12 protein-coding genes are annotated in these 18,254 nt (G+C 39.1%); 8 read left to right on the top strand and 4 right to left on the bottom strand.

Going from position 1 to position 18,254, the window contains the following annotated elements; genetic code table 11:
* Positions 1-28 precede the first annotated feature (28 nt).
* Genes LVD16_RS20325 through LVD16_RS20310 form a run of 4 tightly spaced genes read left to right on the top strand, consistent with a single transcriptional unit; the run spans position 29 to position 3,249 of the window.
* Positions 29-562 carry an RNA polymerase sigma factor gene (locus tag LVD16_RS20325; protein WP_233770128.1) on the top strand — a complete coding sequence of 178 codons (534 nt, stop codon included), beginning with the start codon at positions 29-31 and terminating at the stop codon, positions 560-562.
* Positions 549-1,163, top strand: coding sequence for a hypothetical protein (locus LVD16_RS20320; protein ID WP_233770127.1), 615 nt, complete (start codon positions 549-551; stop codon positions 1,161-1,163). Before LVD16_RS20325 ends, LVD16_RS20320 begins: the two co-directional genes overlap by 14 nt.
* Entirely contained in the window at positions 1,160-2,071 is a 912-nt protein-coding gene (locus LVD16_RS20315; protein WP_233770126.1) for a DUF4097 family beta strand repeat-containing protein, read from the top strand. Before LVD16_RS20320 ends, LVD16_RS20315 begins: the two co-directional genes overlap by 4 nt.
* Positions 2,071-3,249 carry a hypothetical protein gene (locus LVD16_RS20310; protein ID WP_233770125.1) on the top strand — a complete coding sequence of 393 codons (1,179 nt, stop codon included), beginning with the start codon at positions 2,071-2,073 and terminating at the stop codon, positions 3,247-3,249. Before LVD16_RS20315 ends, LVD16_RS20310 begins: the two co-directional genes overlap by 1 nt.
* A 99-nt stretch (positions 3,250-3,348) precedes the next feature.
* Here the strand turns inward: LVD16_RS20310 and LVD16_RS20305 are convergent, their stop codons facing one another.
* The 4 genes from LVD16_RS20305 to LVD16_RS20290 form a co-directional block, all read right to left on the bottom strand.
* Positions 3,349-4,743 (bottom strand): S41 family peptidase, encoded by a 1,395-nt coding sequence (locus LVD16_RS20305; RefSeq protein WP_233770124.1) that lies wholly within the window; start codon positions 4,741-4,743, stop codon positions 3,349-3,351.
* A gap of 71 nt (positions 4,744-4,814) precedes the next feature.
* The gene (locus LVD16_RS20300; RefSeq protein WP_233770123.1) at positions 4,815-5,216 is read right to left on the bottom strand and encodes a carboxypeptidase regulatory-like domain-containing protein; all 402 of its coding nucleotides are present in this window, start codon (positions 5,214-5,216) and stop codon (positions 4,815-4,817) included.
* Between the two features lie 126 nt (positions 5,217-5,342).
* Entirely contained in the window at positions 5,343-7,754 is a 2,412-nt protein-coding gene (locus LVD16_RS20295) for a PspC domain-containing protein (protein ID WP_233770122.1), read from the bottom strand.
* 12 nt (positions 7,755-7,766) lie between these two features.
* Positions 7,767-8,123 (bottom strand): PadR family transcriptional regulator, encoded by a 357-nt coding sequence (locus LVD16_RS20290; RefSeq protein WP_370687618.1) that lies wholly within the window; start codon positions 8,121-8,123, stop codon positions 7,767-7,769.
* Between the two features lie 283 nt (positions 8,124-8,406).
* On the opposite strand from LVD16_RS20290, the gene LVD16_RS20285 reads away from it, so the two are divergent.
* From LVD16_RS20285 to LVD16_RS20270, 4 genes are all read left to right on the top strand, one after another.
* The gene (locus LVD16_RS20285) at positions 8,407-9,477 is read left to right on the top strand and encodes a putative type IX sorting system protein PorV2 (protein ID WP_233770120.1); all 1,071 of its coding nucleotides are present in this window, start codon (positions 8,407-8,409) and stop codon (positions 9,475-9,477) included.
* Positions 9,474-14,492: a putative type IX secretion system sortase PorU2 gene (gene porU2 / locus LVD16_RS20280; protein WP_233770119.1), complete on the top strand. Its 5,019-nt coding sequence runs from the start codon at positions 9,474-9,476 to the stop codon at positions 14,490-14,492. The genes LVD16_RS20285 and porU2 overlap by 4 nt, the downstream gene beginning before the upstream one ends.
* 62 nt (positions 14,493-14,554) lie before the next feature.
* On the top strand, positions 14,555-17,566 hold the full coding sequence (locus LVD16_RS20275; RefSeq protein ID WP_233770118.1) for a ligand-binding sensor domain-containing protein: 3,012 nt from the start codon (positions 14,555-14,557) through the stop codon (positions 17,564-17,566).
* Positions 17,567-17,586: 20 nt separating this feature from the next.
* Positions 17,587-18,216, top strand: a complete 630-nt coding sequence (locus LVD16_RS20270; protein WP_233770117.1) for a response regulator transcription factor — start codon at positions 17,587-17,589, stop codon at positions 18,214-18,216.
* Positions 18,217-18,254 lie beyond the last annotated feature (38 nt).

Genomic DNA, 18,254 nt, shown 5'->3' with positions numbered 1-18,254 from the left:
ATTACAAAAAGATCTAAAAGAGTAAAGATTGACTAGTTATACAGAACAAGAGATAGTTGAACTCTGCCTGAAGAATGACAGAAGGGGCCAAAAGCTGCTTTTTGATAAATACGCAAAGGCTATGTTCAATTTATCTTACAGGATTTCAAATGATTATGACCTGGCCAGCGACATTTTGCAGGAGGGTTTCATCGAGGTTTTCAGAAGCCTTAAAGGGTTTAGAGCTGAATCTACCTTAGGATCATGGATAAAGACTATCATGGTAAGGACTACACTGAGAAGGGTGAAGAAAGAAAATAACTTCGATACCCTGGATGTGAAAATACATGATAAGGTGATAGAGTGGCAGAATCATTTGGACTATCAGGATTTGGAAAATGCCATCAGATCATTGCCTTATGGTTATAGGGCTGTATTTCTACTGGTAGAAAAAGAGGGGTACAAGCATAAAGAGGTGGCAGAGATGCTGGGAATATCAGAAGGTACTTCCAAGTCGCAACTATGGAACGCTAAGAAATTACTTCAGAAAAAATTGAAAGTGTACAGGTATGAAAGAAATTAATAAAGAAGAGTTGGATAAGGCTCTGAATAGCCTGCCAGAGAGAAATATTCCTGTCAATAGTTGGGAAGAACTGAGTGCAACACTTGATTTTGAAGATGAGGTGAGCGAGAAGTTGCCAGATGTTCCTGAATACGCTTTCGATGGAGGTATTTGGAAAAATATCGAAGAAGAAATGGATAGGAGCGAAGGAAAGAAGGCTGCAAGAGGAATTCAAAGGTATTTTATTTATGCTACCTCGGTAGCGGCAGCCCTTGTAATCTGCTTCTATTTCTATAATCAAAACGAAACAAATGTGGATGTCAACATCACTTACAGCGAAGTGGCCATGGTGAAGGAGCCTGTGCTCGCTGCTGAAGAAAGTGATGGGGATGAAGCTTTGAAATATATTGAATATGTCTGTTCACTGCAGGTACAGACCTGTCAAAACCCGGAATTTAAGGCCTTACAATCTCAACTTACTGAGCTCAATGAGGAGATGAGTGAGCTAGATCAGATGCTTACTAATAATGCCGATAATCCCTATTTAATAAAGGCTAAAGGGAAAGTACAAACTCTGAAAGCCGATGTAACCAAAAAATTAATTTCAATTATCACATCATGAAAAAATATATCACCCTTCTCATTCTCACCTTAGGCCTGTGTAAAGGCCTTCGGGCTCAGGATGATATGGTACATGTGGTTACCAAAACAATACGAAAAGAAATGCCAGCTAGTGGTATTTCTAAGATAAATATTCAAGCAGAGAAGGCTCATGTTAAGGTTATTGGCTGGACAGGAAGCACTATAGAGCTAACGTTAAAGCTGATATCCAAGAATCAATCAAAAAGCCAGGCCGAAGCCGACTTGAAATATCATAACTATGGAATAGATAAAAACCAAGAGGTTTATAATTTCAGTAACGGCTTTGTAGTGAATGATAACCGATCAAAAATTCATAGCAGCTTATCTGCCGAGTATACTCTGAAGATGCCTCAAAATATAGCGTTATCATTGACTAATCTATATGGTGAAATCGATATTACGCATATGCGTGGAGGAGTAAATGCCAGCCTTAACTTCGGACAAATTAACCTCACAGATATAGAAGGCAATGTGCGAATTAAGACCTCCTATGGTGATGTTTTTGGTGAAAATCTGGATGTAAGTATGCGCTGTGAAGCTGATAAGGCTAATCTGAAGCTAAACCATGTAAAAGGTAAATATCAGATAGAATCAAGCTTTGGTAAGGTTGAGGTGCAAGCTGATAAAGGTCTCACCTTGTTCATAGTGCAGTCAAAAAACACCGAGGTGGAGTTAAGTTTACCTGCCTTCGAAACCTTTAATTATGATCTAAAAACATCTTATGGCAATATCCTTTTGCCATCTAAGTATGAGGGAATGATTGAAAAGAGCATTACTCAAAAGAAAGAATTTGTGAAATCATTTAACTCAGAGTTGAAGGTGAGTATAAGCACCACCTTCAACGACATTAAAATTCAACCTTATTCAACGTATTCAACCAACAAATAATGAAAAATATACTACTTACAATTTTGCTGATAATTGCCGTGAGCATACAAGCCTGGAGCCAGACTGAAGATGCTGAGATGAGTTATACTACGGAGACACAACCTGAGCATACTAAAAAAAGTGACAGAAAATATAGATACCTGGACAGAAAGTTTATTCCTGAAACATCAATGCTGAGATTGGGAGTGGAAACTACGGATTATAGTTTAAGTGCAGAATATTTAGAATATGAAAGGAAATTTGGTCTCACCAGCTCAGGTTTAGTTGGAGTTGTTTATAGTGGACAATACCAGTTAGAAAGAATAGCCGCGTATGGTGGTTATAGATATTTTTATAATCAGAAAAGAAAGATAGAGGAGGGGGAGCAGGCTAATAATCTTATAGGGTCATTTGTGGAAGGAAGAGTTTCCAGAGACCTTCATATAATTAGAAATTATACTGGAGACCCAAAGTTAACTTCTTATTCATTAGCATGGGGTATGCAACGTCGAATAGGTCGTTATGGATATTTTGGATTGAGTTTGGGGCCAGTGTATTCTCCTGATCGAACGTCCAGTGTTAATTTCAGTGGCTATGACTACAGATATAAAAGAGAAGTTAAAAACCGCTTCGACTTCAATGTGAATTTAAGACTGGCTTTTGCGATTGGAGATAGAAGTAAGAGCCGAAACTCAGATATTCCTTATTCAAAAGTGGTAGAAAATAGGTTAAGTGATTTTACTAATCAGCTGAGTGAAGAAAAAACCATGTTTAAAATTGGAATCAACAACTTTGATTTTCAAGAATGGAGATATTCCATGACTAATCAAATTGGTGTAGAGCATAAGATTATGCCAGTACTTTCAATTTTTGCAGAGTTGGATATTGAGCATAGAGCTATTTATTTGGAAGATTATCCTCTTAATGGTGGTTATGTAAAGTTGGATGGAAGTGTGAGTGTTCGTTATTACTATTCTTTAATGAAAAGGATGCGGTTAGGTAAAAGTGGTAATAATTTTTCAGCGAATTATGTAGCGCTGAGTGTCGGAGATATTGTACTAAAAGACTCTGATCCCTATCGCTACAATTCTGGACCTTCTTTTATGGCGCAGTGGGGGGGTGCAAAGAACATTTGGAAAGAGGTTCTACATAGATACAAACGTAGGATTAGGGCCTCAGGACGGAAGTCTTTTATTTGAAACATCGTTGACGATTGGTTTGAGATTTTAATAGATTAGTACACACAAAAAATGGGTGTCAATTTATTTGACACCCATTTTTTATGTGTTTAGATCTATCTACTTAATAGCCGGAACAATCATTCTGTTCGTAGTGACTTTTCTGTCTATAGATGATTTACTCATTATGCTAAAATTAGCTAGAACTCTACGGCTTGCCCCAATTCTGCCATTGGTGCTGCCTGCTCCAATTAATTCTAAGGCTCTTGCGAATAATGTCTCATCAACATTACCTAGTGGGATTAGAATATCATCAAATTCGTCTATATTATTATCACCTAGTGGGGTAAATCCGTTTTCATAATCAGAAAAGCCTTGGCTGTTCTCTATTCTTGAAATGATAGGTAGTAATCCATAATTGTTGTCAGGATCTTCATCATCTTCTATCAGCGTAGAAGCTACATTTTTACCTACAGTGGTTTCACCAATGATAGTTACATTCATGTATGGATCTAATCCGTTAATAATCAGCTCGCTAGCAGAAGCAGTATGTCCACTGACAAGTACATATAGGTTATTTCCGATTAGGCTACCTATATTATCACTTTTGCTTTTAAAGCGGGTGTTAAGAATGGCGTCAGCATCAGGCTGGCTCTCAAAATAGTTTTGATATAAATCATTATACGAGCTGCTGTAAAAGATGTCATCTGTGTCTACGTCAGGAGCAATTAAGCTTGCCAGATTAACTGCCGAAGAAACAGATCCTCCACCATTATATCTTAAGTCTAAGATTAGATCCTGAATTCCTTCACTTTTGAACTTACTGAAAATGGCATCCATCTCATCATCATAAGCTTTATTGCTTCCCGGAGAGAAGAAATTGTATATATAATATCCAATCTTCCTGTTATCAATAGTATACACTGAATCCATAAAGTTAGGGTTCTCTTCATAAACTACTACGTTTAGATTAACATTACCCTTAACCTCATAACCTCCTAAACCTTCATTATATCGCTCGTAAGTAGCGGTGTGGTTTTCATAAACCTCGGGCACTAAAGTTCTGTAGTTGTCTAAAGTTATAGTAGAGCCGTTAACTTTCGAGATAAGGTCACCTCTCTTGAAGCCTGCCTGAGAAGCAGGTGAATTTGGTTTAACATATACAATTAACATTACTACATCTGTAGAGCTACGTTGCAGTAATTGAAATTCATAACCAGCTTCTTTGGTTACACCATTCAGTTGGTTTTGAAGCTCTTCCCAGTCTTCATATATCACCGAAAATCTATCTCCAGAGTAAAGTAAAGATTCGAAAAATTCTGTTGGTTCTAAGCTATTGTCCGGGGAGCTTGGTATTTGATCAGTCCATAAGTAAGCTTCGTCCATTACATTGTAAATCCAGTTATTTATCTCTAAATAAGGGTTTTCAGGATCATCATCCCCGCAAGATGATAAGGTAAAGAGTACTCCAAATACAAATAGAGTTCTTAAAAGGTATGTTTTATAATCTTTCATATATATAGAATTATCAAAAGGCTTAAGCATAACGCTATTTTAAATTAAATGATTCTTAACTCCTAATTCTTTCAATAAGCAGCTTTATAATTTATATCAATGGTGATTTCTGTTACTTCATTGCTCTTTACAACCACAGGATTAATGTAGCCCTCACCATCAAAAATACTGGCAAATAGACCGTCTTCTTCTTTAGTGAATACCGAGTATTTCCCAGGAGGTAATGATATAACGAACTTTCCTTTATCGTCGGTTTTTATTTTGCCTGCAAGGTCTGAGTTTACAGCGCTAAACAGCTGCCCTTCGCGTTCTGTGTCAGTACTTTTCACAGCCTTGTAAATGTAAATCTCTCTTTCTACACCTTTTTTACCTTGAACACTTTTTTCAGGACCAGGCATCATGTTGCCTTCGCTCCAATATACTGTGCCCTGCAACCCTTGAGTTACTTGTGCAGGGGTATGACAGCAAATCATGCAACAGCTAAATAATAGCAGAAAGAGGTGATATAATCGATTCGTCATAAATCAAATCTAAAATAAAAAATCCGAACAGTTTGAGCTGCCCGGATTTTTAATTGTGGAATTGTATTAGCTTAGTTATTACTCTTCTATAACTTCAGGATCACCTTTATATTTTACTTTACTGGCAAAATTTTCTTCTTTTTTTAGTTGCTGAGTTACAAAAACCTTAGCAGAAGAAGCTCCTTTAGCTACCACGTCAGCAGTTTTTAGTTCGTAGTTGTCAGCATTAAGATGAGATGCACCTTTAAGTTCTGCAGAAAGGTTGTCACCATTACCACTTATTTGAGCCTCAGATGCACCAGATAGTTCCAGATCTAAGTCCTGAATATGCATGTCAGAAAATTCTGCAAAAGATGCTCCACTTAAGTCTATCGCTAGCTCAGGCTGCTCAAAACCTTCCATGTATATTTTGGCAGCACTACTTGCTTCTAGGCTTTCTATACCAGGGCTGAAAATGGTAATTCTGATGTCATCTCTATCAAAATCGTGCAAATCGAATTTATCATCCTTTTCATAGGCTATATAAAGCTGACCTTCGTCTACATAAACCTCAGTTTTCTCTTTATCTTTTTCTGGAGCCATAACTCCCACTTTATAAGCGTCTGACTTTACTATTCTTACTAAGAAAGGACTACTTACTTTGATGGAATTAAAGCTGGAGAACGTGTAGAACTTATCAAAGTTGCTATCATCTCTATCCGATACTGTATTCTGTTTTGCACCACTTTCTTCAATGGGAATTACCTGTTCCTCAGGACAGTCTAGGCATGTTAAGGTGCCGTTTTCATCAAACATCAGCGTACGGTCTTGCCCGTCATATATGCTGTAGCCTGATACATATGGAATATTCCTGATGATGTGTCTTAAGTCATCATCTACCTTAAACTTCTGGTTATAAGGTATGTATAACACCATTGATAATTTTTGCTCATGAAAAACACTCTTTCTATCAAACTGAATACTTGAATCAAATATTAAAGTTGAATCATTTTTCAACACTTCGTAGGTAACGTCTTTGGTGTTTTCAATGGCCTCTTGTCGGGACCTTCCTCTAGCCCTAAAAGTCTGCTCTAATTTATAATTAGCCCCTTCATAGCCACGAATGGTCAACCTGGTTTCATCATAATCGTCCAAACCTACTTCATTCAATTCCAGGATGGCTGTTTTGCCTTCAAAATCATATACTATTTCCTCTTCACGTTCACCACGCTCTTTGAATTCAAAAGCTATTTCAGTTATGCTGGTAGAAACTAATATTCCACTTACAACAAAGAGGGCAAATAGAGACCAACCGGTGGCAGCCGAGAAGATAATTCTCTTGGCTATTACGGATGAACCCAACAGAATTAGAAAAACTGAAGGTATGGCCAAGGCAAAGAAACCGAACAGTGCTGTATACGGAGGTATAAGGTTTAAAAAGGGATCTATGGGTACATCTAACCATACACCCCAGTTATAAAGCCCAAGACTCACTCCAAGTAATACTACAAATGAAAGGGCCGTTGACACACCGGTAAGGATGAACAATACACCTACTGCTACTCTGATAAATTCTACTATGAAAGTGAGAATTGGTCCCAATACCTTTCCTAATCCATTCAAGATAGCTGCAATGAGCCTGAAAGGGAACAGTAGTATCTTTACAAAGATGTTTTCCTCGCTACCCTCTACGTTAAGGCTTTTTTTTATATTGGATTCTATGTTATGCAGCGTAACAGGCTCACCTTCCATTTGCACTTTATCAGTGATAGATCTGGCTTCAGGCAGGATAATCCATAATATAATATAGATAAGTGCTCCGGAACCAAAAGCAATAGTAGTAGCTATGAAAATCAATCTTATTACAGCGGCATCCACACCAAAGTAGGTAGCCACACCGGAAGATACACCACTAATGACTTTGCCATCAGGGTTTCGGTACATCTTTTTGATCTTCTGGTCTTCCTTCAGATCATATTTTTCTGGCAGTACAATCCATAATATGATGTAAGCCAATGCGAAAATACCATAACTACCAATGGCCACAATGATCAACAAGAGTCTTACCCATAATGGATCGATTTTGAAATAATGGCCTATACCAGCGCATACTCCGCCAATTACTCTTCTTTTGGAATCTCTGTAAAGCTTTTTGGTGCCAATATCATCCCAGCCGCTAGATGAGCTGGATTGAGATGATCTCTCATAAGTTCTATTTTCTTCGGAGAAATCCTGCTCTTCATCTTCTACAGCCTGGAAATCTTTGATGCTACCCATGGTGGCCATAAGTGCCTCCACATCTTCTGCTATGATGATCTGCTTTTCTTCGTTAAGTTTAGATAGAAATATCTCTGCTATTCTGCTTTCTATGTCAGCTATAATTTCCTGGCTGCCGTCGAAGGTGGCAAAATATTTATTGATGGAATCAAGATAGTCGCGCAGACGCTCGTAAGCATCTTCTTCTATGTGAAATATTATCCCACTTATATTTATGCTTATATTCTTTTTCATCGGTTTGAGTTTTTAATCTTGAGTTGTGTTGTTGTTATCGTCGTTGTTTTCTTCAGAGTTCTCCTCTTTTTTCTTAGATGTAATCAGTTGGGTGGACTTGACCAAATCCTGCCATGTAGTATCTAAGCTATCAAGAAAAGATGATCCCTGCTCTGTAAGTGTATAATATTTACGAGGAGGGCCTGAGTTTGATTCAACCCATTTGTATTCTACCAAACCAGCTTTGCGGAGTCGTGTAAGCAGGGGATAAAGCGTGCCTTCCACAACCATGATTTTTGCAGTGGTGAGTTCTTCCAGCATGTCGGAGGCATAAACTTCACCCCTGGAGATAATGTGCATGATGCAGTATTCTAGGATACCTTTGCGCATTTGCACCTGTGTATTTTCCAGTTTCATATTTATTTTGAGTTTTGACCTACACAAGTATACGGCAAAGTACTATGTATGGCCAAGTACTAAGTAAAAAATATTAGCTTGTATAGTAAAATTCATCACTAGTTTATATTTTTTATTGATTAAAGTAAAATTATGGCGTTTTAAACAAGAATTTATGGCTTATAAATCCAAATAAGATTAGTGTATTAGATGGAGTATTTATATTTTTAGGTCTCTGTTTTTGGTATAATTGACTAAGGTATTCGGGGTTATTGATATGAGATTATCCATCTGTTTGGTGATATTTTTTGGAGTGCAGTTGATAGGGTATGGGCAGAGTTCACCCAAATACAGTAATGAATTTTTATCTATTGGAGTAGGAGCCAGAGGCCTGGCTATGTCCAAAGCACAAGTAGCCGTTGTAAATGACGTTACCTCAGGCTACTGGAATCCTGCCGGACTTTTAAATATTACCGAACAATATCAAGGGGCACTTATGCACGCTGAGTATTTCGCAGGTATCGCCAAATACGATTATGCAGCTTTCGCCACACCTATAGATTCCATGAGTCACCTCGGAGTTTCAATCATAAGATTCGCCGTGGATGACATACCTGATACGCGCTTTCTTTATGATGCTAACGGTGCCATTAATTATGATAATATAAGATTTTTCTCGGCTGCTGATTATGCATTTTTATTTACTTATGCCCGGGAACTGGCTTTGATCAGGGGCCTTAGGGTTGGGGCTAACTTTAAAATTATACACAGGGTAGCCGGTGATTTTGCTACGGCCTGGGGCTTTGGATTAGATGCCGGGGCTCAACTTACCAGGGGCAAATGGGAGCTGGGTCTTATGCTCAGAGATGTAACGGGTACATTCAACTCCTGGTCTCATAACTCAGAGCTGGTGGTAGATGTGTATACGCAGACTGGGAATATCATACCTGAAAACTCTACCGAAGTGACCCTTCCAAAGGCTATTCTGGGTGTAGGCCGCTATATGTCGGTAGCCGAAAATTTTGGTATCCTGGCTACTCTGGACTTGATAACCACATTCGATGGTAAGAGAAATACCGCCATCAAATCTGATTTTGCATCTATAGACCCTGCTATTGGCATTGAACTAGATTATAAAAAAATCGCTTATCTAAGATTAGGAGCCGGAGATGTTCAGGAAATCAAAGATTTTGATGGATCGACCAGTAAAACTTTCCAGACCAATTTTGGCCTGGGGGTGAAGGTGAAAGAGATTTCCATTGACTATGCTCTGACAGATATTGGAGATCAGTCAGAGTCATTATACTCGCATGTTTTTTCTATTAAAGCCAGCTTGAATAAAAAATGATAAAGAGGCTTATTTATATGGTGATTTTAGTTGCTGTGTCTGCTACAGTTCAGGCCCAGAACTATGGTAATGAGTGGATTGATTTTAATAAGCAATACTATAAAATTCCGGTGGCAGAGGAGGGTATGTACCGTATTACATATGCAGATCTGCAAAGTGCAGGTTTTCCGGTAAACGCTGTGGATCCCAGACGCTTGCAACTTTTCCATCGAGGTGTTGAGCAAGCAATCTATGCTCCTGGTCAGGGAAATGGAGTTTTTGAAAGTGGTGAATATATTGAGTTCTACGGACAAAAAAACGATGGAACCCTGGATAAAAAACTTTATCAGCCTGAAGCAGCGCAACCTCATAATTACTATAATATCTATTCTGACACTACCGCTTATTTTCTAACCTACAATCTGACACCTGTCACTGGTAAACGAATGAGCCTTTTCTCAGAGAATAACATCGGAGGTTTACCGGCACAAGCTGCTCATAATCAAACGGATTTAAATATTAACACCAATCAGTATTCTCCAGGTAGAAGTTTCAACTCAAGAGATGTTACTCAATACACTTACTTTGATTATGGTGAAGGGTGGACTGGCACCATGATTCAGGAAGGGCAGCAGGTGAATTATTCCTTTTCATCTATCCAGAATGCTGTAACCTCCGGAGCGGGAAACCCCAAAATAGAAGTGTTGCTCACCGGCAGAGATAATGTAACGCACGTTGTTGAGATCTTCGTAGGTCCGAACACTGCCACTCTGCGCTCATTAGGAACGGCACAATGGTCACAGTATAATTCCTATACTTTTCAGTCAGACATCAACTGGACGGATATTAACTCAGGTTCACTCACCATTCAGGTAAGATGCCTCGGGTTTAATGGAACCAATGACAGAATAAGTACTGCATATACTAAGCTCATTTATCCTCAGACTTATAATATTCAGAATGCTAATACTAAAAAGTTAAGATTAAATACTGTAGTGGCCGGCAAGGCCTATATTGATTTATCTAATGTGCCAGCTGCCCCACATTTATATGACATTACCGACCCTGATGATGTGAGAAGAATAGGCTTCAATACTTCTGGTAGCACCATCAATGCAATTGTAGATGGTGCTTCATCGGCTAGAACAATTTGGTTTAACGGAAATGACTATCTCACACCAGTGTTATCAAAGGTCAATTTTACTAATATCAATGCGGCGAATTATGATTACATCATCATTAGTAATCAGGTTTTGCGCAAGCCTGTAGGCAGTGTTGCGGATCCAATACAGGAATATGCAGATTATCGTGCCTCAGCCGAAGGTGGGGGCTTTAATCCATTGGTGGTCAATGTAGATCAACTTTATAATCAGTTCAATTACGGGGAAACCAGTGCCTTGGGAGTTTATAATCTCATGGAGTATTTAGTAGATAATGGAGATCCTAAATTCCTCCTATTGGTTGGTAAAGGTCTTTCTCCTTCAGCTAATTTCCATAGAAATGTAAATGGCTATTTTAATGTGACCAAGCTGGGTATTACTTACCAGATTAGAGATCTGGTGCCATCAGCAGGTGAGCCGGGAGCGGATATGGCTTTCACGGCAGGTTTAGGCAGCAGTGTTTATGAGCCTGCGGTGCCCGTAGGTAGAATTCCAGCGGTGAACCCGGTGCAAGTCTTGAACTATCTTAATAAGGTGAAGGAGACCGAGGCTTTAACTTATGATGCACTGTGGAAGAAAAAGTTACTTCACCTTAGTGGTGGATTTACGGTGGCAGAGCTTTCGCTATTTAGAACTTATACCAATGGCTTTGAGAATATTGCAGAAGACGATTACCTGGGAGGAAATGTAAAGACTATCAGTAAGGAGACTAACAGCTCTGTGGAGCTTATCAACGTGGCTGATGAGGTGAACGACGGTCTTAACTTGATTACCTTTTTCGGGCATTCGGCCCCTTCTGTTACTGATATTGATATCGGTTTTGTTACAGATCCTGTTTTAGGATATAATAATCCTGGCAAATACCCGGGCTTTCTAATCAATGGATGTAATGCTGGCCAGTTTTATAATGTCAATATTCTATTTGGTGAAGATTGGATTTTAGCGGCTGATAAAGGAGCCATTAGTTTTATTGCTAACAGTTCATATGGCTTTTCGGATAGACTTAGGAAATATTCAGATACCTTCTACGCCACTGCTTATGCAGATTCTGTATTCATCAATAAGTCAATAGGCGAGGTACAGAAAGAAGTGGCTTTACGATATATGGATGGCGCTGCTGAAACGCCCACCAACATCACTCAAATACAGCAAATGGTGCTTTTGGGTGATCCTGCTGTTCGTCTTTTTGCAGCGAATAAACCTGACTTTGAGATCAATGATGATAATGTGTATGCAGAATCATTTTCTGATGAACCGATATCTGCACAATTGGACTCATTCGCTATTAAGGCCATTGTTAGAAACTTTGGCAGAACTACCACTGATTCTTTAAGGGTGCACGTAACACGCACGCTAAGTGATAACTCCATCACAGAATATGATTCTATATTTCCAAGTGTTCATTTTCAGGATACTCTGATTTTCATTATTGATAATCAAATTCCTAATGCGGCTGGCAATAATCAGTTTACGGTGGAGGTAGACTATTTTAATGAGATAGATGAGCTGGAAGAAAGTAATAATATTGGCACTCTAAATCTTTTCGTGCCCCTTTTTGGTACTAAGAACCTCTTCCCGGTTAATTATGGTATAGTGAGTTCGCAGCCTGTAGAGATAGTAGTTCAGGCTAGTGATCTGCTTTCAGAGCAGCGAGAATACATCATAGAATTGGATACCAGCAGCACTTTTAATAGCCCTTTTAAAAAGCAGCAGATTGTGCAGGCAAAGCTATTAGCAAGCTGGCAGACCACATTATTGTCAGATGTCCCTGCTAACGATAGTACGGTGTATTATTGGCGGTCTAAGTTTTCTACACCACTGGAAGGAGAAAGCAGTGAATGGGTGAATAGTAGCTTTACTTATATTAAAGGTAGTCCTAATGGGTGGTCTCAAAGCCAATTTCCTCAGCTACAGCATAATCTATTAGAGGGCCTTGAGCTGAATGAGTCAGGGAAAAGAATAGAGTTTGAAAGCAATACCATTACAGCCTTTGTGAAAACTTATGGTTCAAGCAGCGGAACTGGCGTGAGTGATGTTTCACTTCGCTTAAATGGTACGGAGTATATTATTAACAATGGTTATTTATGTAGAAACAATACTATTGCTGCAGTAGCCTTTGATAAGAATACCACGGTGCCTTATTTAGCTATTGGTAGCAGTAAAGGCTGTGGTCGACAGCCGCAGGTGATTAATAACTTCAGGTTTGCTGAGCTTGAATCAGGCAACGATGATCTGATAGAATATATAGATAATGTAAATGATGGTGACTCGGTGATCTTTTTCACCATTGGTAATCCAAGTCTGGCTTCATGGTCGGCTAATGTACGTAGTAAACTGGAAGAAATAGGTGCCTCTGCGGCGGATTTAGCTACTCTCCAAAATGGCGAGCCGATGATTTTGGCTGGAAAGAAAGGAGCTGCGCCAGGTACTGCTACTATGTTTACCACCTCTGCTACTCCTAAAAATGAGCAGGAACTCTTCACTGACCTTACAGTAACTGGAGTTTTTTCATCCGGAAATATGTCTTCGACCATAGTGGGACCTTCAGTAAACTGGCAGAGCCTTCAGGCATTTATCAGCTCCCCGGATATGCCAGCTACCGATGTGAACGGCATAGATGTTTATGGTCTTACTTTAGATGGAAACGAGATGCTCTTGAAAAGTAATCTACCTATGGGAGTTACTTCATTAACAGATATTAATGCCAGCCAATATCCGCAATTAAAACTGGTGCTTAAAACTGAAGATAATGATAACCTTACTGCTGCCCAGCTGGTGAAGTGGGAGGTATATTATGATGGCGTTCCTGAAGGGGTATTATTACTTCCTGATGACGCAGGAACGGCCTTAGAAAAAGCCGAAGGTGATAGTTTTGAATCTACATATGGATTTAAAAACATATCTACTTTCAGTTATGCAGATTCCGTGAAGGTATCTTATAGCCTTTTTAATAACGCTACCAGAACAACGACCAGCTACGAGAAAAAAATTGCCGCTCCAGAGCCCGGAGACACTACCAGATTTAACCTAGACATTCCCACTTTAGGGCAAGTGGGAGATAATAATTATAACCTGTTTGTCAATCCTTATGATCAGCCGGAGCAGTATTATGACAATAACATTTTTAATCAGTCAAAATACATTAAAGTGATTGAGGATAATATTAATCCACTGATAGACGTAGCCTTCGACGGCCAGTATATTTTAGATGGAGATATAGTATCGCCCACACCACTTATATCCATTAGGTTGAAAGATGAGAATCAGTTTTTATTTAAATCCGATACCAGTAATATGAACATATTCCTGAAAAGGCCTTGTGAAACCTGTGTCTTTGAGCGTATAGCTTTCTCTTCAAATCAAATAGAATGGTATCCTGCTGATGATAAGAATGAGTTTAACATTGAATATAAGCCTTCAAAACTGGATGACGGTATTTATACTTTAAGAGTAGATGCTGAAGATGCTAGTGGAAATAGCTCAGGAACAGAGCCTTATCAAGTGAATTTTGAGGTGATCAACGAATCTTCTATCACGCATTTCTACCCTTATCCGAATCCGTTCTCATCTAAAACCCGATTTGTATTTACTTTGACAGGTAGTGAGATACCCGATCAAATCAAAATTCAGATCATGACTGTGTCTGGTAAAGTGGTGCGTGAGATTACTCAGGATGAGCTAGGAGCCATTCATATTGGTAATAATATATCGGACTTTTCCTGGGATGGAAGAGATGAATTTGGAGATCAGTTAGCTAACGGAGTTTATCTTTACAGGGTGCTGATCAACCAAAATGGTCAGGCCATGGAGCATAGAGAAACTTCTGCTGATAAGGCCTTCAAACATGGCTTCGGAAAGCTCTATATTCTGAGGTAAGCCCCCCGAAATGGGTGATATTGTAAAATAGTTTAAATTTCCAGAAAATTAACCTCACCTTAATGTCCACGACTCTACGTCTGAAGATAATAGTAGTTCTATGCCTTCTTTCATTAGCTCAATTCGCTTCTGGACAGTCATATAATTTTATAAAATTTGGAATAGAAGATGGTTTGGCTCATGAGAAGATTATGGATATTCATGAGGACCAGTTTGGAAACTTATGGATAGCGACACTTGGAGGTGGGATCTCAGTTTTTAATGGATTAGAATTTAAAAACATCACCATTAAAGATGGCTTGTCGAGTAATTATGTAAGGAATCTGGCGGTAGATGATGATGGTAATGTCTGGGCTGCAACCGCTAATGGCATATCCAGGTTTAATGGCAGGGAAATCACTACTTTTTTAACCATAGAAGGTATAGATCAGAATAATTCTATCAATGCCATTGCTGTCGGTGCCGAAGGTGATGTCTGGTTCTCAGCACCTGAAGGCGGCGTAGGCAGAATAGATCATAGAACTAATGAAATTACTACCTATGAACTGCCCAATGCATTGCCTAATGACAAGGTGATATCAATAGCACAAGCAGCTGATGGCAGCATATGGTGTATATCTACCATCAGAGGCCTTTTCAAATTCAACGGACAATCATTTGAAAGTGTGATCAATAACGCCAAGTTCAACGGCTATTTACTTTCTATATATGTAGATGATGACGGCTTATTATGGCTTGGCTCCAATAAAGGCCTTCTTAAGTTCAACCCATCTAAACCAGCGGTAATTGATGACTTTTTTAGTCCGCTTAATAATGTATTTATCAAATATGCCAGGGTACATGATCCAAAAAGCTTCTGGGTAATCTCTGCTTATGGTGTCTTGCAGTATGACAATGGCCGAGTAAATAACTTTCAGAGTAGTCATGGATTTTCTTCGGTGGGCGTAAACGCATTGTATGAAGATAGAGAAGGCACACTTTGGGTTGGGACTGATGGAGACGGCATTTATAAATTATCCAATCAAATTTTCATTAAATACGATAGCAGGCATGGCCTTGACGATCATACTGTTACGTCCATTACCAAGGATGCAGACGGAAATCACTGGTTTGGAACCAACGGTGGAGGCATAGCTAAATATTCGGGGGAGAAGTTTGAGTATTTCACAGTAAAAGAAGGACTTTCAAGTTCTTATGTTTCAAGTATTGCGGGTGATTCTAAAGACAACATTTATGTAGGCTCAAGATCAGGATTGAGCATATTTCAAAGCGGGCAATTCACCAACCTCGATGTTTCTGATGGACTAATCTTCAATTCTGTGAGGTGTATTTATGTAGATTCTCAGGATAAGGTCTGGATAGGCACAGTAAACGGACTAAGTATATATGATGAAGACGGTTTTACAAATTACAGTACAGAGGAGGGACTAAGCAGTAATACCATCTGGAATTTTTATGAGCCCTCGCCAGGTAAGGTGCTGGTGGTGACCAGGCAAGGCATGTCAGTGTTTGAGAATATGAAGCTGGTAGGCAGCTACACAGATCCTGATGTATTTGGCAAAAGGATCAATATGATGATAGAGGATAAGTGTGGTAACTATTGGGTGGGTTATTCAGGGCATGGACTCTTAAAAGTGTCAGCTGATGGTAAGAATAAGGTGAGCATTACCTCCGAAGAGGGCCTTAATTCTGATCTTATTTATAATCTAATCTTTGATAGCTCAGGAAACCTAATTGTAGGTAATGAAAGGGGAATTGATAAGCTGTTTCTAAGTGAGAACTGTGAGGTGAAAAGGATCAAAAATTATGGCAGTACCGAAGGGTTTGCAGGTATTCAGACCATCCATAATGCCGTGTTTAAAGAGCAGGATGGCTGCATTTGGTTTGGTAATCCTCATGGCGTGTTTAAGTATCAACCCGGCAAAGAATATCCGAATAAAGTGGAGCCGGTCACTTATATCAGAGGACTTAAGCTCTTTTATGAAGACGTTCAGTGGGAGAGTTATGTGGATAGCACGAGCAGTTGGTTCAGTTTACCTATAGATTTGAAGCTTCCGCATAAGGATAATAATGTTATAGTAGAATACTTTGGGAATAGCCTGAATAATCCGGAAGGAGTAACTTATAGGTTTAGGCTTTTAGGACTGGAGAAAGAATGGTCGCCTATAACTAAAAAGAGAGAGGCCGTGTATACTAATCTTTCGCCAGGACAATACACTTTCCAGGTGAAAGCGGCCAATAGCGACGGAGTTTGGAGTGATAAGTCTGCGTCGATCTCCTTTGAAATAATTCCCCCTTTTTGGCAGGAGTGGTGGTTCTTCATTGTAATTGCCGTGCTGCTAGGTATAGCGCTAAAGTTATATCAGGATTATCGTATCAGGGCTAACCTGAATAAGGTGCTTACCATTGAACGCATCCGTTCAGAAGAGCTGGTGAAGGTGAGAAAGAGAATGGCCCGTGATTTTCATGATAATATGGGGAATCAGCTGGCCAGCATTACGGTATTTGTAAACCTGATCAGTCTGAAACTTAAGGATAAGTCTAAGGAGGTCGATGAGCTACTTAAGAATATTGAAAAGCACACTAAATCCCTTTTTAATGGTACTAAAGACTTCATTTGGTCTATTGATCCTGAAAGTGATAACTTAAATGAGGTGTACACTTACATTAAGGATTTTGGTGAGGAACTATTTGAAAATACGCCCATAGAATTCTATTCAGATGCCTCGGAATTGGAAGGAAAACATCTGTCTTTGCCCTCAGGTTGGTCTCGACAAATTGTGCTCATTTTTAAGGAGGCTATGACCAATGCTTTGAAACATTCAGGTGCTGCTGAGGTGCATTTGAATGTAAACCAAAATAAAAATGATTTCGTAATAACTTTTATGGATGATGGATGCGGCATCGACCATGAATGCATCAAAAAATCTAATGGCCTTAAGAACATGAAGGCCAGAGCTTCTCAGATAGATTGTACCGTAGAGATGAGTACCATGGGAAATGGTAAGGGGTGTCTGATTTTATTCAAAGGAGATATACAATCGGAACTTAATATAAATAGTATAAAAATGTAACAAGCAAAAACAACAACAACATGAGTTATTTTAGGTCAAGAATTGTCATTGTAGAGGATAATGACGCGGTAAGAGAGGGATTTTCTTTAATCATCAACAGTGTAAGTAACTATTTTGTGGTTAATACATATGATAATGCGGAAGATTGTATCAAAAACCTTAAAAAGGATAAGCCGGAGATAATATTGATGGATTTAGAGCTTCCAGGCATCAATGGTATAGAAGCTATTTCTATCATAAAGAAAAAGAACCCGGTAATAGAGATATTAGTGAACACCATCTATGAAAATAGCGAGTTAGTTTTTCAGGCTTTATGCGCTGGAGCTTCGGGATATATTACAAAGAATACCTCCCACTCAGAACTATTAGATGCTATAGATGAGGTCACAAAAGGGGGAGCCCCAATGAGCAGCAAAATTGCTAAGCTGGTGGTGAACTCGTTTCAGAAGAATCCCAATTCTCCTTTATCTCCCCGAGAGACAGAAGTGCTTGAGCTTCTGGCCAAAGGTAAAAGCTATAGCATGATAGCACAGGAGCTGTTTATAACTAAGGAAACGGCCAAATCTCACATAAAAAATATCTACTCAAAACTTCAGGTGAATAGTAAATCGGAGGCCATAGCTAAGGCCACCAAAGAGAAGCTGATTTAGCTTTTTAGCCTTCATATTATCACCAAGTTTGCGTGAAA

This window comes from Fulvivirga ligni (genome assembly GCF_021389935.1).
In the GTDB taxonomy this organism is placed as follows: domain Bacteria; phylum Bacteroidota; class Bacteroidia; order Cytophagales; family Cyclobacteriaceae; genus Fulvivirga; species Fulvivirga ligni.
Note: the sequence above shows the minus strand (reverse complement) of the source record. Positions and strands in the feature narration are given on the sequence as shown.